Origin of the sequence: Acinetobacter sp. YH12241 (assembly GCF_013417535.1) — a bacterium.
Taxonomy (GTDB): Bacteria; Pseudomonadota; Gammaproteobacteria; order Pseudomonadales; family Moraxellaceae; genus Acinetobacter.
In genome coordinates this window covers 19,203-38,007 of sequence record NZ_VPDQ01000013.1, presented here as the reverse complement: position 1 = coordinate 38,007, position 18,805 = coordinate 19,203, and the positions used below count along the sequence as shown (strand labels likewise).

General features: G+C 42.2%; 20 protein-coding genes. 12 read left to right on the top strand and 8 right to left on the bottom strand.

Translation table 11 applies throughout. The features are described from left to right. The first annotated feature begins 26 nt into the window (after positions 1–26). The 4 genes from FTV18_RS09440 to infC all read left to right on the top strand — a co-directional run bounded on the left by FTV18_RS09440 (position 27) and on the right by infC (position 5,199). A complete protein-coding gene (locus FTV18_RS09440; RefSeq protein ID WP_180017783.1) occupies positions 27–1,310 on the top strand; it encodes a D-arabinono-1,4-lactone oxidase in 1,284 nt (427 codons plus the stop codon). A gap of 12 nt (positions 1,311–1,322) precedes the next feature. Further along, positions 1,323–2,492 (top strand): alanine racemase, encoded by a 1,170-nt coding sequence (locus FTV18_RS09435; RefSeq protein WP_180017785.1) that lies wholly within the window; start codon positions 1,323–1,325, stop codon positions 2,490–2,492. Between the two features lie 227 nt (positions 2,493–2,719). Then, positions 2,720–4,642, top strand: coding sequence for a threonine--tRNA ligase (thrS, locus tag FTV18_RS09430; protein ID WP_004783592.1), 1,923 nt, complete (start codon positions 2,720–2,722; stop codon positions 4,640–4,642). Positions 4,643–4,647: 5 nt separating this feature from the next. Then, positions 4,648–5,199 carry a translation initiation factor IF-3 gene (gene infC / locus FTV18_RS09425; protein ID WP_081400954.1) on the top strand — a complete coding sequence of 184 codons (552 nt, stop codon included), beginning with the start codon at positions 4,648–4,650 and terminating at the stop codon, positions 5,197–5,199. Between the two features lie 61 nt (positions 5,200–5,260). Here the strand turns inward: infC and FTV18_RS09420 are convergent, their stop codons facing one another. From FTV18_RS09420 to FTV18_RS09410, 3 genes are all read right to left on the bottom strand, one after another. Next, entirely contained in the window at positions 5,261–5,656 is a 396-nt protein-coding gene (locus FTV18_RS09420; RefSeq protein ID WP_004783587.1) for a hypothetical protein, read from the bottom strand. Between the two features lie 225 nt (positions 5,657–5,881). After that, the gene (locus tag FTV18_RS09415; RefSeq protein ID WP_180017787.1) at positions 5,882–6,433 is read right to left on the bottom strand and encodes a hypothetical protein; all 552 of its coding nucleotides are present in this window, start codon (positions 6,431–6,433) and stop codon (positions 5,882–5,884) included. A 99-nt stretch (positions 6,434–6,532) separates the two neighbouring features. Then, the gene (locus tag FTV18_RS09410; protein WP_004783582.1) at positions 6,533–6,997 is read right to left on the bottom strand and encodes an Hsp20 family protein; all 465 of its coding nucleotides are present in this window, start codon (positions 6,995–6,997) and stop codon (positions 6,533–6,535) included. Positions 6,998–7,307: 310 nt separating this feature from the next. On the opposite strand from FTV18_RS09410, the gene FTV18_RS09405 reads away from it, so the two are divergent. The 3 genes from FTV18_RS09405 (at position 7,308) to FTV18_RS09395 (ending at position 8,721) form a co-directional block, all read left to right on the top strand. Beyond that, positions 7,308–7,928 (top strand): glutathione S-transferase N-terminal domain-containing protein, encoded by a 621-nt coding sequence (locus tag FTV18_RS09405; RefSeq protein WP_004783581.1) that lies wholly within the window; start codon positions 7,308–7,310, stop codon positions 7,926–7,928. A gap of 72 nt (positions 7,929–8,000) precedes the next feature. Then, entirely contained in the window at positions 8,001–8,291 is a 291-nt protein-coding gene (locus FTV18_RS09400) for a hypothetical protein (protein ID WP_159123055.1), read from the top strand. Between the two features lie 7 nt (positions 8,292–8,298). After that, positions 8,299–8,721 carry a YqaA family protein gene (locus FTV18_RS09395; protein ID WP_034170828.1) on the top strand — a complete coding sequence of 141 codons (423 nt, stop codon included), beginning with the start codon at positions 8,299–8,301 and terminating at the stop codon, positions 8,719–8,721. Between the two features lie 92 nt (positions 8,722–8,813). On the opposite strand, the gene FTV18_RS09390 is transcribed toward FTV18_RS09395, so the two are convergent. After that, positions 8,814–10,067, bottom strand: coding sequence for an MFS transporter (locus tag FTV18_RS09390; protein ID WP_180017789.1), 1,254 nt, complete (start codon positions 10,065–10,067; stop codon positions 8,814–8,816). 230 nt (positions 10,068–10,297) lie between these two features. Here FTV18_RS09390 and rpmI point away from each other — a divergent pair, with 230 nt between their 5' ends. After that, positions 10,298–10,492 (top strand): 50S ribosomal protein L35, encoded by a 195-nt coding sequence (gene rpmI / locus FTV18_RS09385; protein WP_004278281.1) that lies wholly within the window; start codon positions 10,298–10,300, stop codon positions 10,490–10,492. 11 nt (positions 10,493–10,503) lie between these two features. Next, on the top strand, positions 10,504–10,863 hold the full coding sequence (gene rplT / locus FTV18_RS09380; RefSeq protein ID WP_004647525.1) for a 50S ribosomal protein L20: 360 nt from the start codon (positions 10,504–10,506) through the stop codon (positions 10,861–10,863). A 158-nt stretch (positions 10,864–11,021) separates the two neighbouring features. Here rplT and FTV18_RS09375 read toward each other — a convergent pair whose 3' ends face one another. Then, a complete protein-coding gene (locus tag FTV18_RS09375; protein ID WP_159123053.1) occupies positions 11,022–12,050 on the bottom strand; it encodes a hypothetical protein in 1,029 nt (342 codons plus the stop codon). Positions 12,051–12,209: 159 nt separating this feature from the next. On the opposite strand from FTV18_RS09375, the gene pheS reads away from it, so the two are divergent. The 3 genes from pheS (at position 12,210) to FTV18_RS09360 (ending at position 16,039) form a co-directional block, all read left to right on the top strand. Continuing rightward, positions 12,210–13,190 carry a phenylalanine--tRNA ligase subunit alpha gene (gene pheS / locus FTV18_RS09370; protein WP_034703065.1) on the top strand — a complete coding sequence of 327 codons (981 nt, stop codon included), beginning with the start codon at positions 12,210–12,212 and terminating at the stop codon, positions 13,188–13,190. 174 nt (positions 13,191–13,364) lie between these two features. Beyond that, positions 13,365–15,746, top strand: coding sequence for a phenylalanine--tRNA ligase subunit beta (gene pheT, locus FTV18_RS09365; protein WP_180017792.1), 2,382 nt, complete (start codon positions 13,365–13,367; stop codon positions 15,744–15,746). Beyond that, positions 15,743–16,039 carry an integration host factor subunit alpha gene (locus FTV18_RS09360; RefSeq protein ID WP_004783565.1) on the top strand — a complete coding sequence of 99 codons (297 nt, stop codon included), beginning with the start codon at positions 15,743–15,745 and terminating at the stop codon, positions 16,037–16,039. The genes pheT and FTV18_RS09360 overlap by 4 nt, the downstream gene beginning before the upstream one ends. Before the next feature lie 106 nt (positions 16,040–16,145). On the opposite strand, the gene FTV18_RS09355 is transcribed toward FTV18_RS09360, so the two are convergent. The 3 genes from FTV18_RS09355 to trxA form a co-directional block, all read right to left on the bottom strand. Further along, positions 16,146–16,433, bottom strand: a complete 288-nt coding sequence (locus FTV18_RS09355; protein ID WP_179992970.1) for a hypothetical protein — start codon at positions 16,431–16,433, stop codon at positions 16,146–16,148. A gap of 403 nt (positions 16,434–16,836) precedes the next feature. After that, complete coding sequence (gene rho, locus FTV18_RS09350) at positions 16,837–18,105, bottom strand: transcription termination factor Rho (protein WP_004783562.1); 1,269 nt, start codon at positions 18,103–18,105, stop codon at positions 16,837–16,839. 321 nt (positions 18,106–18,426) lie between these two features. Further along, positions 18,427–18,753, bottom strand: coding sequence for a thioredoxin (trxA, locus tag FTV18_RS09345; protein WP_005233946.1), 327 nt, complete (start codon positions 18,751–18,753; stop codon positions 18,427–18,429). Between the last annotated feature and the right edge of the window lie 52 nt (positions 18,754–18,805).

The window sequence follows — 18,805 nt, the reverse complement described above, 5'->3', positions numbered from 1 at the left end:
AATATAGCCTCAGCCAAGGAATAATAATGAAAATACAACAGGCGGATGCAACATGGCGCAACTGGTCAGGAAGCCAGTACAGTTCTCCTCAAATTTTTGAGCCTAAAGAAATTAATGAATTGCAAAATCTGGTGAAGTCACATGCGCAGATTCGTGTGGTGGGTGCAGGACATTCATTCAGTGCACTAGCTAAAACCGATGAGGTCTTGATTCGTCTGGATCATTTCAAAGGCGTGATAGATGCAGATGAAGCGACAGCTCAATGTACTGTACAGGCAGGTACGCGTTTATATGAGTTGGGTGAATATCTAGCCCCTCTTAATCAGGCTTTGATCAATCAAGGCGATATTGATCAGCAAAGTCTGGCGGGTGCAGTCTCGACCGGTACGCATGGCACGGGAATTGATTTGCCGTGTTTATCTGCTTTCGTTCAAGGCTTTGAATTACTGACTGCAGATGGCGAATTATTGCAATGTGATGAGCAGCAAAATACGGAAATTTTTCAGGCAGGGCGGGTAGCACTGGGCAGTCTTGGAATACTCACCAAAATCACCTTGCAAAATCAGCCGCTTTATAAATTAAAAGAACAGATCCGGTTGTGTTCATTAAAAGACATATTTTCCAATATCGATCAATGGAAACATCAGCATCGACATCTTGAGTTTTGGGCTTTTCTGTATGCTGATCAGGTCATGCTGAAAACGCTGGATGAAACTGATGACCGCATTCAGCCGAGAAAAGAAAGCTGGCCATCAGAAGATAGTTTATTAATGTTGTGCTCGGAATTGACAAGGTTATTGCCATCTACCAATCCTTATCTGCAAAAGCTGCTCGGTGTTTTTGTCAAACCGACCTGTTTTGTGGATTGGTCCAGTCAGATTTTCCCCACACCGCGTAATACCCGATTTAATGAAATGGAATACCAGATTCCGGTCGAACTAGGCTTGCAGTGTCTGGAAGAAGTGCTGCATTGTTTAAGGCAGCATCGTGTGCCGATGTTCTTTCCGATCGAGTTTCGTTATGTCAAAGCGGATGATATCTGGCTTAGTCCGTTCTATCAGCGGGATTCAGTTTCAATTTCTATCCATCAGTTTTATAAGCAGGATTATCATGTCATTTTTAATCTAATTGAACCGATTTTTCAGAAATATCAGGGGCGACTGCATTGGGGCAAATTACATAGCATGCATGCTGCATCACTGCGCGATTTATATCCAAAATGGCCTGAATTTATAGCGCTACGTCAGCAGCTGGATCCGCAGCAAAAATGGCTGAATCCCTACTTGAAACAACTGTTTCTGGCTAAGTAGCAGGAGTAGAAGATGCGATCAACTTATTTTCAGCAACTGACTCAAGACCTAAAACAGCAGGGTACAGGTACACCACAACTGATTCTGGATTTGGCGCAATATCAGCATAATCTGGATGTTGTGCAGGCAAAACTACCTCCGCAGTTAAAGCCTCGTCTGGTGGTGAAATCTCTGTCCAGTACTGAGTTGCTTCAATTCGCTAGTGAAAAGCTGAATACCCAGCGTTTTATGGTATTTCATCTGCCACATCTTCGGGAAATTATCGGAGCATTTGAGCAAGCGGACATTCTACTCGGTAAGCCAATGCCGGTTCATGCAGCGCAGCGCTTTTATCAAAGCTGGTTTGGTCAAATGGACTTAAATACTCAAGTAAATATTCAATGGCTGATCGATAGTCAGGCACGGCTGGAGCAGTATCTGCAACTCGCCCAAAACCTGAATTTCTGCCTGAATATAAATATTGAAATTGATGTGGGGCTGCATCGCGGAGGAGTAAGCAGTCAGGAACAGTTTGTAGCCCTACTCAAGCTGATTCAGCAGCATCCTCTGAATCTAAAATTTTCCGGATTAATGGGCTATGATGCGCATGTAGCCAAACTGCCAAAGATTCTCAAAAGACTTGAAAAAAGTTATCAGCAATCACAGCAGATTTATCAACAATTCAAGCTGACGCTGCAACAGCAATTTCCTGATTTATGGCATGAAAACCTATGTTTTAACGGTGGCGGCAGTCCGACCTTTATGCAGCATTGCCAGCAGAGTGTCTGTAATGATCTGGCTTTTGGTTCCATGCTACTTAAACCCAGCGATTTTGATCTAGACAATCTCTCAGCTTTAAAATGTGCTTTGTGGATCGCCACACCAATTTTAAAAGTGCTGCCTTATAGCCAGATTCCCGGACTGGAAATGCTGAATCATCTACCGCATCAACATAAAGCGCTTTTTGTTTATGGTGGCTACTGGCAGGCTGACTATTATTTTCCAGAAAAAAGCCAGCTGCATGTTTTATATGGACGCAGTAGCAATCAGGAAATGGTTCTGGTACCGAAATCTTGCGAACTGAAAGTCGATGATTATGTGTTTTTAAGACCAACTCAAAGCGAAGCCATCATTCCCCAGTTTTCTCAATTGTATGTCTATATCGAAAGGCAATTTGAAGCGTGGCAAACCTTTAGAGAATAAATAATTCTTGAGTGAATAATGATCTTAACTCATTGCAGCTCAAAAGAACTTTTTGGTGATAAATCCTATTTTTATTAGGGAAAAGGTTTAATCATTGGCTCAAGCCGTGTAAAATTCTAGGCGATTTTTTATTTATCCACCGTTTTTATCTTTTGAGGTTCTCCCTCGATCATAATCTCGCGGTGACATGCTCCATGGTACGGGGCATCACTCCTTAAGGATTTCATATGCCAATTATCACTTTGCCAAATGGCGATCAAAAACAGTTTGATCACGCCGTATCTGTGATGGAAGTTGCTCAAAGCATCGGTCCTGGTCTTGCAAAAAATACCGTTGCAGGTCGTGTAAACGATCGTCTAGTGGACGCGTGCGATCTGATTACTGAAGACGCAACCTTACAAATCATCACGCCTAAAGATGAAGAAGGTGTCGAAATTATTCGTCACTCTTGCGCACACTTGGTGGGTCATGCCGTTAAGCAATTGTTCCCAGAAGCAAAGATGGTCATTGGTCCAGTCATTGAAGAAGGTTTCTACTATGACATCTGGATGCCACGTCCATTTACTTTAGATGACATGGCTGCGATTGAAGAGCGTATGAAAAAGCTCATCGATCAAGACTATGACGTCGTGAAAAAAATGACTCCACGTGATGAAGTGATTGCAGAATTCACTGCACGTGGCGAAGAATACAAATTGCGCCTGATCGCAGACATGCCTGAAGAAACTCAAATGGGCCTGTACTACCATCAGGACTATCTGGATATGTGCCGTGGTCCGCACGTACCAAATACCAAATTCTTAAAATCATTCAAGCTGACTAAAATCTCTGGTGCTTACTGGCGCGGTGATGCGAAAAACGAACAGCTGCAACGTATTTATGGTACAGCTTGGGCTGATAAGAAACAGCTCGCAGCTTATATCAAGCGTATTGAAGAAGCTGAAAAACGCGATCACCGTAAAATTGGTAAAGCCTTAGACTTGTTCCATATGCAGGAAGAAGCACCAGGTATGGTGTTCTGGCATCCAAACGGCTGGACCATTTACCAAGTGCTTGAACAATACATGCGTAAAGTTCAGCAAGAAAATGGTTACCTTGAAATCCGTACACCACAAGTGGTGGATTTCACGCTTTGGGAAAAATCAGGTCACGCAGCGAACTATGCTGAAAACATGTTTACGACTCATTCAGAGAACCGTAACTACGCTGTAAAACCGATGAACTGTCCTTGTCACGTGCAAGTGTTCAACCAGGGCTTAAAATCATATCGTGATCTTCCAATCCGTTTAGCGGAGTTTGGTTCATGTCACCGTAACGAGCCATCGGGTTCTTTACACGGCATCATGCGTGTACGTGGTTTTACCCAAGATGATGCGCATATTTTCTGTACTAAAGAACAAATCGGTACTGAAGTTGCAGACTTTATCAAATTGACACTAGACGTATACAAAGATTTTGGCTTTGAAGAAGTACAAATGAAGTTATCTACACGTCCTGAAAAACGTGTGGGTGATGATGCACTTTGGGATATGGCAGAAAAATCTTTGGCAGATGCTTTAGATGCTGCTGGCCTAGATTGGGATTTACAACCAGGTGAAGGTGCATTCTACGGTCCGAAGATCGAATTCTCATTGAAAGACTGCTTAGGCCGAATCTGGCAGTGTGGTACCATTCAATGTGACTTCAACCTTCCAGAACGTCTGGATGCCTCTTATGTTACTGAAGACAACGATCGTGATCAGCCTGTGATGTTGCACCGTGCAATTCTTGGCAGTTTCGAACGTTTTATTGGTATACTGATTGAACACTACGCGGGCTTTATGCCACCTTGGTTATCACCAGTGCAAGCGTGTGTCATGAATATTACTGATGCTCAAGCCGAGGCTTGTGAGTCAGTCGTCGCGAAACTTAAAGAAAACGGAATTCGTGCAATTTCTGACTTGAGAAATGAGAAAATCGGCTTTAAGATTCGTGAACGTACTTTAGAGCGTATTCCTTACTTATTGGTACTTGGGGACCGTGAGGTAGAGGAAGGTACTGTGAATGTCCGTACCCGCTCAGGAAAAAATTTGGGTACTATGTCAATCGATGCTTTCGTTGACTTAGTAAAAGCAGCCGTTGCCGAACGCGGCCGGTACATTGTGGAGTAACAGCGATTAAACAGCCTGACCGTAATCAACAGGGCGGTAATAAATCAAACCGTCCTGCCTTGAATGATGAAATTCGTGCTAAAGAAGTTCGTCTTGTAGACGAAAATGGTGAGCAAAAAGGTATTGTAAGCCTTGCGGAAGCATTGCGCGCAGCAGAAAATGTTGAGCTTGATCTTGTTGAGATCGTAGCCAATGCTGAGCCACCTGTTTGCAAAATCATGGACTTCAATAAGCATTTGTTTGATCTGAAACAAAAGCAGAAAGAAGCGAAGAAAAAACAACATCAAGTCCAGGTGAAAGAAATCAAGCTACGTCCTGCGACAGATGTAGGTGATTACAACGTAAAATTACGTGCAATCATCAAATTCCTTGAAGAAGGAAACAAGGTTAAAATTACCCTGCGTTTCCGTGGTCGTGAAATGGCTCACCAGCAACTGGGTCTGGCTCAACTGCAAAAAGTTGAAGCAGACGTCGTTGAATATGGTGTTGTTGAACAAGCACCAAAAATGGAAGGTCGTCAAATGGGTATGCTGCTTGGTCCTAAAAAGAAAAAGTAAGCATCTCTTGATGAAAAAAGCCCTGCATTTGCAGGGCTTTTTTATGAGGTAACTTAATTTTTTATTGAGTAGGGTAGGATTTTCCTGCTTCTACAATCGGAATATTGGCCTCAGTGGGTACATAAATTATTTGTTGAATACGACCTTCACGTAGGGCTTCACCAAATGCACCAATAAATTCCTGCTTGCGATATTCAGGATAATCTTTAGCTGCCTGCCCAACGAGTTTAATAGCTTCTGCACGCAGTTTGGCACTTTCCAGTTCCGCTTTTGCAACTTGCACTTGAATCATTTTAGATTGTTCTGCTTCAGCCAATGCTGCCTGACCATCCATCCCTTGTTTCCAAACTTTATAATGTGGCCAGCCAAACAATAGCAGTAAAATGACAATCAATAAAAAGAAGAGCAAGCCCAATAGCATGAATGGACTTAGGGCGTTGCGACGGACATAATTCATAGTGCACCTACGGCAGATTTTTTTATCTATGGTATTTATTGAATGTTTTATTCTGTTTCAGAAAAGCATAGCCGAAATTTTATGTAAATCAACTATATGTGGTGATAGGGGGAAGTTCCAGCCAGAACACCATTTTTTAATAACTGCTTTTTGTCCTTTGGAATCTGATGAGATAAATTTCTTTCAGCTTAAACCATATAGTTAAAAGTGTTTTTGAATCAGCTTTTATGATCTTAAATTCCAAGCACTGTACATGGCTTGGATAATTTCCTTGGCTTGCTGGCGGGAAAACATCGATAAATGAATCCGGAATAATCTTAAACAGAGTCGGTCGCGCCAACTGGGCTGACAAAGAATAAAATCGAGAGTGCCATCCCGCTGATTAATTTGATGAGCGGGAAGTCTGGTTAGCCAGCGTTTGGTACGAGCTTTAAGTGAATCATATTGAGGATTGATAAAGCTATAATGGACGGCTTCACGATATAAACACAGGCTGATCCGGTATCCTGCCAAAGTATAATAAATTGTCCGCGAGGTGATTTTTAGTTTAATGCTATATACCAAGAGCGATAGCATTAGGAAACCCAGCATATAGCCATAAAAGCTTGGGAACTCCTGCCATAAAAATACCAATCCTCGAACAAAACTGGAAGGAGGATCTGGAGTATGAAGGTATAAGGTCATCAAAATTCCAATGGGATAGCAAAGAAGGAGAAGTCCCATATGTTTCATCGTCTGGGCACTTTGATGAAACAGAATAATATCTGATGTGCTCATATTATTATTTTTATAATGAGTGAAAATTGAACACTTTCAAGCTTAAGGATTCTGTCCTAAAAAAGAAAGACCCATTCGGGTCTTTCTTTTGGCAGGTGATTAGCTTTGCTGCTCGTTAGATTCATTTTTTTCAGCTAACAGTTTTTTGCCAATCGGAATCTGACGAGGCAATTTTTCTTCTGGCACATTGCGCTGCAATTCGATTTTCAATAAACCATTTTCAAATTCAGCTTGTTGTACCTCTACATGTTCATCCAGTCTTAAAGACAATTTGAATGAACGGTGGGCGATGCCTTTATGCAGGAATTCCACAGTCGTATCTGAATTTTCTTCCACCGCTTTACCGCTAATGGTCAGAACCTGATTTTCCAGATTGATCTCTAGCTGGTCTTCATTGAATCCGGCAGCAGAAACCACAATGCGGTAATTGTTGTCGCCGGTTTTTTCAATGTTGTAATGTGGATAGTTCGGTGCCTCACTTTGCATTGCATAATCAAAAAGGTCATTAAAGCGGTCAAAACCGATACTACGACGGAATAGTGGGCTAAGACTGAAATTGCTCATTGATCTTACCTCCTGATCTCAGAAAAGTTTTTTAAACAACATGCAATTCTTCAATATGAACTCAGTGATTAGAAACAATCTCCTGAATAGATCATTGCTCTATTTCTAATATAGGATTGAGGCGAAGCTTTTCAAGCCTCAAGATTTAAAAATATTTGAACCCATCTTGGGCTAAAAATAATGCTTTAAATTTAGCGATTTTACTGCTGAATCTATAACAAAATATGCGGAAGTAGGGCTTTAAATCATGCTATAACTAGATCAAATTTCAATAATGTCATGTAAAAACGAAAAGGTAACAGGTAATAACATGATTGATCTCTATTATTGGGGAACGCCCAATGGCCATAAAATTACCATCGCATTAGAAGAAATGGGCTTGGAATATAAAATTTTTCCGATCAATATTCTGGAAAATGACCAGTTTCAACCTGATTTTTTACGTATCTCTCCAAATAACAAAATTCCTGCGATTGTGGATCAGGATGGCCCGCGTGGTGAACCGATTTCAGTCTTTGAATCTGGCGCGATTCTGCAATATTTGGGTCGTAAAACCGGCCTGTTTTATCCGGATGATGAGCAGCAACGTGTTGAAGTTGAGCAATGGCTAATGTGGCAAATGGGTGGCTTGGGTCCAATGCTGGGGCAAAATCATCACTTTAGCCGTTTTGCTCCTGAGCGTATCCCGTATGCCACTGATCGCTATGTCAATGAAACCAAGCGTCTATACGGGGTTCTGAACAAACAGCTGATTGGTCAGAAATATGTAGCTGGTGAGTATTCGATTGCGGATATGGCTATTTTGCCATGGGTGCTACGTCATGAATGGCAGCAGATTGATCTGGCTGATTATCCGGAAGTACAGGAATATGTGACACGCCTGACTGCGCGTCCAGCGGTGCAAAGAGCGTTAGCAATACAGGTCAGATAAGTCTGGCCTTTGTGCTAAACTAGATAAAAGTAGATTAAACCACCTTTGGGTGGTTTTTTATTGGGTGAGTATATGAAAGATTTTTTCCTGAACTTTACTAAAATCGTGGAAACGAATCCTCGAATTTACTGGAGTATTATTTTCGGTATCGCAGCTTGTCTGCTGCTGTTCGTTGCTGAAATTGTGCATGTGGATCAGGTGATCAGTGCCTTGAATACCAAAGATCGTCAGATTTTAAATACAGCGCTTGAGCCGATCACCCAGAAATATCAATGGTCACGTATTTTGGTCATGGTTATGGCTATAGTCTGGGCGAATTGGGAATATCTTAAAGCCAAGAAAAAACTGGGTTTAAGCCGTTAGTCTCGGGATGTCCCTGTTTCTGCTCTTTCTTGCCGCTTTTGGTGCAGCCACTTTATTACCGCTGCAGTCGGAAGCAGTTTTGCTGGGTTTATTATGGCAAGGGAGCTATTCGGCGGCCTTGCTCATCATGATCGCAAGTGCTGGAAATATCTTGGGTTCCTGTGTGAACTGGTATCTGGGGTTCAAAATTGAGCAATATAAGCATAAAAAATGGTTTCCAGTCTCTGAGCAGCAGATGCTTAAAGCTCAAAGTACCTATCAGAAATACGGCTATTGGTCATTATTGCTGAGCTGGGTGCCGATTATTGGCGATCCAATTACATTAATTGCCGGTTTGCTTAAGGAAAATTTTACCCGTTTTATCTTGATAGTCAGTATTGCCAAAATTGGACGTTATCTGTTTGTCTATTGGGCTTATGCGATGTTTTAAAAAAAGAGGCATAAAGCCTCTTTTTATTTATATTCATCATTAGTGCGCAGAATTTTCTTGATTGAAAAACCTTTGCACATCAGAACTAAAAATTATTTTTCATTTCCTTTGGTAATATCAACTCCAAACAGGTCCTTGGTTCTCGCCCAGCTGATGGCAACTACCAGTAGGGTCATGCTGCCACCAAACACTGTAGCCATAATCGTGCCCATATATCTCGCAGCCAGACCAGACTCAAAAGCACCCAGTTCATTGCTAGACGAGACAAACATGCCGTTTACTGCAGCAACCCGGCCACGCATATTATCGGGTGGATAAATCTGTAAAATCGTTTGGCGAATCACTACAGAAATACTGTCACAGGCGCCGGTCATGGCAAGAGCAAACAGAGATAGCCACATTGAGTTGGAAAAAGCGAATAGCAAGGTAAAGACACCGAAACCTGCGACTGCAAGCAGCATATTACGCCAAGCATGTTGCGTAGGCGGAAAACGGGTCAGGGCAATCATGGTTATCAGTGCGCCAATGGAAGGAGCAGCCCGTAAATAACCCAAACCTTCAGGACCAACTTTTAGAATATCTTCGGCAAAAATCGGTAAGAGGGCAATCACCCCACCAAACAGCACCGAAACTAGATCTAGGGAAATTGACCACAGTACAATTTTACTGTTCCAGATGAAGCGGAAACCATCGCCCAGACTATGCAGGACATTTTCAGTTTCAATTTTAGGAAAATCGCGCTTTTGCAATAAGTTAATCAGAACAAAACAGATGCTGACCAGTACTGCGACAGTTAGAAGACTGGTTTCCCGACCTAAAAACGCCAGCATAAAACCACCGAGCATCGGCCCGATAATTACACCACTTTGCCAGCCAATTGTGGTCCAAGTTGCACCATTGGCATAGAGTGCACGTGGAATCAGAAAGGGTTTTAGTGAAGTTGCTGAAGGATTATAAAAGCCACGAATGGTACCCAGACAGAAAATGACGGCATAAATTCCCCAAGATAATTGACTGGTGCTGAGGTTTCCTAAACCGTGATAATGAAACAGTGACCAGAGAATGACAGGCATCGGAATGGCAAAAAATAAACAGATTTTCATAATAGTCTGCTTATTAAAACGATCCGCAACATATCCACCCCATAAAGAAAGGGAAATAAATGGAATCGCCTCTGCCAGACCAATCAGTCCTAAGGTCAGCGGGTCTTTGGTAATCTGATATAGTGAATAGGCAACAATAATTTCCTGAATCAGAATGGCTAAAGTCAGGCAAAACTGATTTAAGGTAACAATAGAAAAGTCTCGATAACGGAGTGCGGCAAATGCATCGGGCTGAATGTGCATAAAGAGCTGTAACTGAAAAAATTGACAAATTATAAAGTGATATCGCAAGCAGTATATAAATTCATCATTCAATTCTTATCGTAAAAAATGCTAAGTTTGCAGATTCATCAAGAAAAAAAGACTAGTGCTTTTGTTTTAAGCAAAGATGCATTAGAATATCGGCTCCCTTACCTGCAGGGCGTTCTTGCAATGGTGCAGACGTGCCGAACAGGTGTTCAAAAGAGGTTGTTATGCCTAAGATGAAAACTCGCCGTGGTGCAGCTAAACGCTTCAAAGCGACTGCTAACGGTTTTAAGCGTAAACAAGCGTTCAAACGCCACATTTTGACCAAAAAATCTGCTAAGCGTATTCGTCAATTGCGCGGCTGTGTAATGGTTCACGTAAGTGACGTTGCTTCAGTTCGTCGTATGTGCCCGTACATCTAAGGAGATTATAAATGGCTCGTGTAAAACGTGGTGTACAGGCTCATCGCCGTCACAAAAAAATTCTTGCTCGCGCTAAAGGTTACTATGGTGCTCGTTCACGCGTTTACCGCGTAGCGTTCCAAGCGGTAATCAAAGCTGGTCAATACGCTTACCGTGACCGTCGTCAGAAGAAACGTCAATTCCGTGCTCTATGGATTGCGCGTATCAACGCTGGTGCACGTCAAAACGGTTTATCGTACAGCCGTATGATCGCTGGCTTGAAAAAAGCTCAGGTTATCATCGACCGTCGCGTACTTGCTGACATCGCTATGCATGACGCAGTTGCGTTTGCAGCTCTAGCTTCTAAAGCTAAAGATGCGTTGGCTGCATAAGTCTTTATGACTTAGAAAAAAGACCGCTTTTAGCGGTCTTTTTTTATGCTTAAATAAAATCAGTGGGATCTTTGATTTTTTAAATCATTTATTTATTGATTTGGTGGAGATTAAAGCTCCACCAAGCTAAAGTGATTATTTATAGACAATATATTTTATTAAAGTCCGAAATAGTAGCCAATCAGACAGATCACAATCGTGATCAGAATCAGTTTGATCACACTTGAAGCACCGGTTTTATGGTGACTTTGTGGTCGTTCAGCTTTAGAGACTTTGACCGCGCGATCTTCAGTATTCATGCCTGCAAAAGGATCAGGCGCCACTTTAGGAGTGAGTTGTGCGGTTTTATAATGATTGGCCACTTTCACAATGAACTTGGCACTGATTTCATCGATTTTTTGCGCAAAGTGGCGCAGGTTTAATTGCTGCTCCGGATTCAGTACCTGACCATCATCGTTATAAGGGTGTTGAATCTTTGTCTGAATAAAATCACTTAATGCATCCAGACGGTACAAGGTCTGATGAGCATAATCAGATGAATAATCCGTTGGAATCAAAGCTAGGTGACTCGGATTTTCTGCATGAGACTGAATCGTTGGGGTAGTACCGTAATAAGGCAAACCAGTATAAGCAGGCTCAGTGAATCCTTGAGCTAAATGGTGTTCAAATAATTCCTGTTCAGTATAGGTATGAATATCATCCCAGTTTGGCTGCACCAAATCAGCATCAATTCTTTTGGCCAGTTTACTGTTCAGTTCATAACGCCAGAATACTTCATGACGTAAAGGCGACTGTTGGGCTTCTGGTGCTTCATAATCATTATCAGCGGTATACCATTCAGCCAGTTCCTTACCGATCATCCAGGCGGTTTTACCTTGAGCATGATGACTGATAATCACATGAGCCAAAGGAACCAGCTCAACATTGGCATTAGGGTTATTTTCATCTTCCAGTAAATGTGAAGAATGTAGACTAATACGACGAACACCTTGTTTTTTCAGACCTTCTAACCAGATTTGAAAGTGCTGTGCCAGTAAATGCTGGGAAATCAGATCTCGAAAAGTTAAATGGTGCTGATTAAAAATGGAGTGATTCAGCCAGCGGCTGAAACTGAGATCCTGAGTTAAAAACTCATTGCCATAAGTGACGAGGGTCAGTTGCTGTTTCCAAATTTGATCGAGTGCCATAGTGATTTGATCTAATTGATATCCTGCTTATTTTATACTTTTTATTTTTCGCTATGCCAATCTAATTTTCATTAAAAGCGCACTTCATCAACTCGCCTAAAAACTGTTAGAATATGGGGTTTTTAAAAATATTTCTAACCTGTTGCTTTGAGAGTTACTATGTCACTGGAAGCCCTGACCACTGAAGCGCTCGCTGCGATTGCAGCAGCTCAAGACCTTGCTGCACTTGATCAAGTACGAGTGCAATTTACGGGGAAAAAAAGCCAGCTCGCGGAACAATCTAAGTCGCTGGGGAAAATGGATCCTGAACAACGTAAAGCGTTTGGGGCACAAATTCATGCAGTTCGTGAAGCCATCACAAGTGCTTTGACACAACGTCAGGCTGAACTGCAAAAAGCTGCACTAGAACAAAAGCTTGCTAGTGAAACAATTGATATTACCTTGCCCGGTCGTGGCCAACAGGTGGGCAGCATCCACCCAGTGACCCAAGTACAAGAACGTATCTGTCAATTCTTTACCAAAGCAGGGTTTACAGTAGCGACTGGTCCAGAAGTTGAAGATGACTATCACAACTTCGAAGCATTGAATATTCCAGGCCATCACCCTGCACGTGCCATGCACGACACTTTCTACTTTGATGTGAACCATCTGCTACGTACCCATACTTCGGGCGTACAGATTCGTACCATGGAAACCCAGCAGCCACCAATTCGTATCGTGTGCCCAGGCCGTGTATACCGTTGTGACTCTGACCAGACACATTCACCAATGTTCCATCAGATCGAAGGCTTATACGTTGCTGAAAATACCAGCTTCGCTGAACTGAAAGGATTATTGGTAAACCTGCTAAACGAATTCTTCGAAAAAGATTTGAAAGTGCGTTTCCGTCCGTCTTATTTCCCGTTCACTGAGCCAAGTGCTGAAGTGGATATTATGGATGAGCGCGGCAAATGGTTAGAAGTTTTGGGTTGCGGTATGGTGCATCCGAATGTACTTCGCGCTGCGGGTATTGATCCAGACAAATACAAAGGCTTTGCATTTGGTTTAGGTGTAGAACGTTTTGCAATGTTGCGTTATGGCATTAATGACCTGCGTATGTTCTATCAAAACGATGTGCGTTTCTTACGCCAGTTTGCTTAAGAGATTTGATAGCCTCTTCTTATAAAGTTGAGTGGCTAAAACATATTAATTTTTAGATTTAAAAATCCCCCTAAATCCCCCTTTGTAAAAGGGGGACTTACACGAAACAAGATAGGGTGTGGGATTTCCCCTCTTTGAAAAAGAGGGGCTAGGGGAGATTAAGGAAATGAATGTATGAAAATTAGCGAAAATTGGCTGCGCACATGGGTTAACCCAGCCATCGATAGCGAAAAACTGTCTGACCAACTGACTATGCTGGGCTTGGAAGTAGATGATTTGTCTCCAGCCGCAAAACCCTTCACAGGTGTGGTTGTGGGTGAAGTCCTGACTGTCGAACAGCATCCTGATGCAGATCGCTTACGTGTAACGACTGTGAACATTGGTTCAGGTGAGCCTTTGCAAATCGTGTGTGGTGCACCGAACGTACGTGCCGGTATGAAAGCACCAGTAGCTACCATCGGTGCAGTATTACCAGGCGATTTTAAAATCAAGAAAGGCAAACTGCGTGGTGTTGAATCACAAGGTATGCTATGTGGCGCTTCAGAAATCGATCTTGAAGACAAAATTGATGGTCTGTTAGAGCTTCCTGCAGATGCACCAGTCGGTGTCAATGTTCGTGAATATTTAGACCTTGATGACAACGTGATTGATATCAGCATCACCCCGAACCGTGGTGACTGTTTCAGCATTCGCGGGATCGCACGTGAAATTGGTGTAATTAACCAATTGCCTGTCACTGCACCTGAAATTAAAGAAGTTGCAGCAACTCTTGCAGATGAGAAGAAAGTCGTTGTTGAAACTGAAGGTTGTGCACGTTACCTCGGTCGTGTGATCAAAAACGTCAATACCAAAGCACCAACCCCTGAGTGGATGGAACGAGCTTTAGTACGTGCCGGTATCCGTCAGCACAGTATTCTGGTCGATATTACCAACTATGTATTAATGGAACTGGGTCAACCTCTGCATGCCTTTGATGGTGGCAAGGTTCAAGGTTCAGTACATGTACGTCAAGCGACTGCAGGTGAAAAACTGGTTCTATTAAATGAACAGGAAGTGGAACTGCAAGACGACGTGATGGTAATCGCAGATGATGAAAAAGCATTAGCGATTGCAGGGATTATGGGGGGCCTGTCTTCATCAGTAACTGATGAAACTACTGAAATCTTCCTGGAATCAGCATTTTTCGCGCCATTGCATATTGCTGGCCGTGCTCGTCGTTTCGGTCTGCATACTGATGCATCACAACGTTATGAACGTGGTGTAGACTTTGAACTTCCTATGATCGCAATGCACCGTGCTTCTCAGTTGATTGCTGAGCTTGCAGGCGGTGAGTTTGGTCCAATCATTGTAGCTGAAAAATCAGAGCTGTTACCAAAACGTGAAGCGATTGAGCTAGAACAAGCTCAAGTCGATCAATTATTAGGTTATACAGTTGAATCAGATTTCATTACAGATGCTTTAACGCGTTTAGGTTGTGAAGTGACTGTAAAAGCTGAAGGCCAGTGGTCAGTGGTTCCTCCATCACACCGTTATGATATGGCAATTTACCAAGACCTGATTGAAGAAGTTGCCCGTATTCACGGTTATGACAATATTCAAATCAGCTTACCGGTCATTGATGTGAAGTTGGCGAAATATGAAGATCAATTCGAACTAACTCAGCTTCGTCAAACAGCCGTGACCTTGGGTTATCAGGAAGCGATCAGCTTCAGTTTTGCTGACCTGAAACTGGAAAAACAGCTGAATCCAGCGGTGAATCCATTGGCTTTGGCGAACCCAATTTCAAGCGATTTGGCAGTGATGCGTTCAACTTTACTGTCTAGCCTGATTCCATGCGTACAGTACAATGTCAACCGTCAGCAGAACCGTGTACGTTTCTTCGAACTCGGTCTGCGTTTTGATTACCAGAATGCGGCTTCGATTCATGATCTAAAACAGATTCCAACTTTTGCCTTGATTGCCACAGGTTCACGTACACCTGAAACTTGGCATGGTAAAGCGCAGCCAATGGATTTCTTTGACTTCAAAGGTGATATTGAGGAAATTCTGGCAGCTGCGCGTCTGAATGTAGAATATGTACGTTCTGAACGTAGCTGGTTACATCCTGGTCAATCTGCTGAAATTCTAGTGAATGGTCAGTCAATTGGCTACTTAGGTCGTTTACATCCGTCGCTGGAAGATGAGCTCGATTTGGCGACGACTTGGGTCGCTGAATTAGATCAATCGGCTGTTTTGCAAACTTATGTATCTAATTTTACAGAATTATCACGTTTTCCATCGGTTCGACGTGATATTGCGCTTTTAATTAGTGATAAGATTAATGTTAGCGAAATTCAGGGACTTATCGAAAAAACAGGTGGAGAGCTTCTAGGCTCGACATGGTTGTTCGATGTGTACACTGGACAAGGAGTAGAAGAAGGGAAACGCTCACTGGCATTTGCACTTCTCTGGCAGCATCCAAGCCGTACACTGGAAGATGCTGAAATTAAATCAGGTATGGATAATATCCTTCAGGTGTTGGAAAACACTTACCAAGCGACATTGAGGGCTTCATGACAGCATTAACAAAAGCAGAAATGGCTGATCATTTAAGTGAGCTCACGAGTTTAAACCGTCGTGAAGCTAAACAAATGGTCGAGTTGTTTTTCGATGAGATTAGCCAAGCGCTAATCTCGGGCGAACAAGTAAAATTATCGGGTTTCGGTAACTTTGAGTTACGTGATAAGCGCCAACGTCCAGGCCGTAATCCGAAGACGGGTGAAGAGATTCCGATTTCTGCACGCCGTGTTGTTACGTTCCGCGCGGGGCAGAAGTTCCGTCAACGTGTGGGGAATGAGCAGATCAATTGATCTGCTTTTTTTCATTTAAAAATTTTATTTTTTTAATCTTTTATATTTCTAAACAAAAAAAAGAGAGCCAAAGGCTCTCTTTTTTTGTACTGAATAATCGTAAAGATTATTGAGCAGCAGCTTCAGAAGCAGCAGTAGCTTGAGCAGCAGCGTCAGTAGCAACAGCAGCAGCAGCGTCAGCTTCAGCAACAGCAGCAGCGTCAGAAGCAGCAACTTCAGAAGTAGCTTCTACAGCAGCAGCGTCAGCAGCAGCTTCAGCTTCAGAAGCAGCTTCTACAGCTTCAGATGCAGCTTGGTTAGCGTCAGCAGCAGCGTCGTCAGCTTTTTTAGCACAACCAACGAAAGCTAAAGTAGTAGCAACTGCAGCAGCAATAGCGATTTTTTTGAATAACATGGCATCACTCTCTAAAAAATTGAGATTAAAAAAAACCAAAGTCAGGCTGTAATATGCTTTTATTATTCCTAATAGTGTTAGGGACTAACAACGCAGGAGCAGTCTAACTGGTCTGCAAATATGCTATCACTGCGCATTTTTAATTGCTACTAGGGGAGCATCAAAAACAGCGAAAAAACGATAAAAATTAAGGGTTTTTTAACAGAAAATAACAATTAATTGAAAGATATAGATTGGAGAAAGGCTTATTAAGCTTATAAAAATTATACAGTTATTTATTTGTTTATTTTAATAATCAAAAACTTAAAAATAAGTTTACAGATATCTCATTACATTGTTTCATTGTGTAACATGCGTCAACCATAAAAAAAGGCCACCTTGAATGGTGACCTTTCCGATAATTTTAGTTCGATGCTTTGCGTTTCATTTGATCAAAGAAATCATCATTGGTCTTGGTTTCTTTCATGCGGTCAAGCAAGAATTCCATCGCGACCAGTTCATCTTGGGTATGCAGAAGTTTACGTAGAATCCAGACTTTACGAAGTTTGTCTTCGGACATTAAACGTTCTTCACGACGCGTACCGGATTTCTTAATATTCATCGCAGGGAAGACGCGTTTTTCCGCAATACGGCGATCTAGCGTGATTTCCTGGTTACCTGTACCTTTGAATTCTTCGTAAATGACTTCATCCATTTTACTGCCGGTTTCAATCAGTGCAGTAGAAATGATAGTAAGAGAACCGCCTTCTTCGATATTACGTGCCGCACCGAAGAAACGTTTTGGACGTTCAAGTGCATGTGCATCTACACCACCAGTTAATACCTTACCTGATGAAGGAATCACAGTGTTATATGCACGTGCCAGACGGGTAATCGAATCCAGCAGAATCACCACATCTTTCTTGTGTTCAACTAAACGTTTGGCTTTTTCAATCACCATCTCAGCCACTTGAACGTGACGGGCAGGTGATTCATCAAAGGTAGAAGCGACCACTTCACCGCGAACGGTACGTTCCATTTCGGTGACTTCTTCAGGACGTTCATCAATCAGAAGGACAATCAGGAAACATTCAGGGTTATTACGAACAATCGATTGCGCGATGTTCTGTAATAGCATGGTTTTACCAGCTTTCGGTGGTGCAACGATAATTGAACGTTGACCTTTACCAATTGGTGCCACCAGATCGACGACACGTGCAGTTAAATCTTCAGTCGTACCATTACCAAGTTCCATCACTAATTGTTCAGTAGGGAACAATGGAGTTAAGTTTTCGAACAAGATCTTGTTACGTGAATTTTCCGGGGTATCGTAGTTAATCTGATTGACTTTCAGCAAAGCAAAATAACGCTCACCTTCTTTAGGCGGACGAATGGTTCCCGTAATGGTGTCACCGGTACGCAGGTTAAAGCGGCGAATTTGTGATGGGCTGACATAGATATCGTCAGGACCTGCCAAATAAGAGCCTGCTGCAGAGCGTAAGAAGCCAAAACCATCTGACAAAATTTCTAGAACGCCATCACCAAAAATCTCTTCACCATTCATCGCATGGCGTTTTAAGATGGCAAAAATAATGTCTTGCTTACGGTTACGAGCCATACCTTCAAGGCCCATAAACTCGGCAATCTTGATGAGTTCGCCAATCGGTTTTTTCTTGAGTTCGGTTAAATTCATAAGTGGTCAGATAGAATCAAAGTTCTAAGGTATAGGTTAGAAAGGGAGTAACATTCGGCCGCATATAAGCATTCAAACGAAAGCAATTGAATTTGCACAAGAACAATTCAGAGGTCTGTTTGATTGTTTCAAAGAGAAATGTGAAAACAATTTCTATTGCCGAGCGGCATGTTATGTAATGTGTCTTGTAAGAAACTGACAGGATTTAGCATCCTTTATCTCTTGAAGTTGAAATATAAGAGAGAAACAGGTTTTTGTCAATTTATAGACGAAAAAAATACGCAACCTTTGGTCGCGTATTTTTACTATAGCATTTTATGCTTAGATGTTTTGATCAATAAATGCAGTCAATTTAGATTTTGGTGCTGCACCGACTTGAGTCGCTACGACTTCACCATTTTTAAACATCAATAAAGCTGGAATGTTGCGGATATTGAAATTCACAGCAGTTTGTTCGCAAGATGTTACGTCAACTTTGACAATTTTCACTTTGCCTTGATATTCATCAGCCAATACTTCAAGTACAGGGGCAATAGCTTTACATGGCGCACACCAGCCAGCCCAGAAATCAACCAGTACAGGAACGTCTGATTGAAGAACGTCTGCTTCGAAGTTTGCGTCAGTAGTGTTTACGATGTTGCCAGACATGGAGTGCTCCAGAATTAATTTTATAAAGATAACTATAATTATTAGTATTACA

Excerpts from the sequence above, each read along its gene's own strand:
- FTV18_RS09440 (WP_180017783.1), top strand. The coding sequence starts at position 27 with ATGAAAATACAACAGGCGGATGCAACATGGCGCAACTGGTCAGGAAGC.
- FTV18_RS09435 (WP_180017785.1), top strand. The coding sequence starts at position 1,323 with ATGCGATCAACTTATTTTCAGCAACTGACTCAAGACCTAAAACAGCAG.
- thrS (WP_004783592.1), top strand. The coding sequence starts at position 2,720 with ATGCCAATTATCACTTTGCCAAATGGCGATCAAAAACAGTTTGATCAC.
- FTV18_RS09420 (WP_004783587.1), bottom strand. The coding sequence starts at position 5,656 with ATGAATTATGTCCGTCGCAACGCCCTAAGTCCATTCATGCTATTGGGC.
- FTV18_RS09415 (WP_180017787.1), bottom strand. The coding sequence starts at position 6,433 with ATGAGCACATCAGATATTATTCTGTTTCATCAAAGTGCCCAGACGATG.
- FTV18_RS09410 (WP_004783582.1), bottom strand. The coding sequence starts at position 6,997 with ATGAGCAATTTCAGTCTTAGCCCACTATTCCGTCGTAGTATCGGTTTT.
- FTV18_RS09405 (WP_004783581.1), top strand. The coding sequence starts at position 7,308 with ATGATTGATCTCTATTATTGGGGAACGCCCAATGGCCATAAAATTACC.
- FTV18_RS09400 (WP_159123055.1), top strand. The coding sequence starts at position 8,001 with ATGAAAGATTTTTTCCTGAACTTTACTAAAATCGTGGAAACGAATCCT.
- FTV18_RS09395 (WP_034170828.1), top strand. The coding sequence starts at position 8,299 with ATGTCCCTGTTTCTGCTCTTTCTTGCCGCTTTTGGTGCAGCCACTTTA.
- FTV18_RS09390 (WP_180017789.1), bottom strand. The coding sequence starts at position 10,067 with ATGCACATTCAGCCCGATGCATTTGCCGCACTCCGTTATCGAGACTTT.
- rpmI (WP_004278281.1), top strand. The coding sequence starts at position 10,298 with ATGCCTAAGATGAAAACTCGCCGTGGTGCAGCTAAACGCTTCAAAGCG.
- rplT (WP_004647525.1), top strand. The coding sequence starts at position 10,504 with ATGGCTCGTGTAAAACGTGGTGTACAGGCTCATCGCCGTCACAAAAAA.
- FTV18_RS09375 (WP_159123053.1), bottom strand. The coding sequence starts at position 12,050 with ATGGCACTCGATCAAATTTGGAAACAGCAACTGACCCTCGTCACTTAT.
- pheS (WP_034703065.1), top strand. The coding sequence starts at position 12,210 with ATGTCACTGGAAGCCCTGACCACTGAAGCGCTCGCTGCGATTGCAGCA.
- pheT (WP_180017792.1), top strand. The coding sequence starts at position 13,365 with ATGAAAATTAGCGAAAATTGGCTGCGCACATGGGTTAACCCAGCCATC.
- FTV18_RS09360 (WP_004783565.1), top strand. The coding sequence starts at position 15,743 with ATGACAGCATTAACAAAAGCAGAAATGGCTGATCATTTAAGTGAGCTC.
- FTV18_RS09355 (WP_179992970.1), bottom strand. The coding sequence starts at position 16,433 with ATGTTATTCAAAAAAATCGCTATTGCTGCTGCAGTTGCTACTACTTTA.
- rho (WP_004783562.1), bottom strand. The coding sequence starts at position 18,105 with ATGAATTTAACCGAACTCAAGAAAAAACCGATTGGCGAACTCATCAAG.
- trxA (WP_005233946.1), bottom strand. The coding sequence starts at position 18,753 with ATGTCTGGCAACATCGTAAACACTACTGACGCAAACTTCGAAGCAGAC.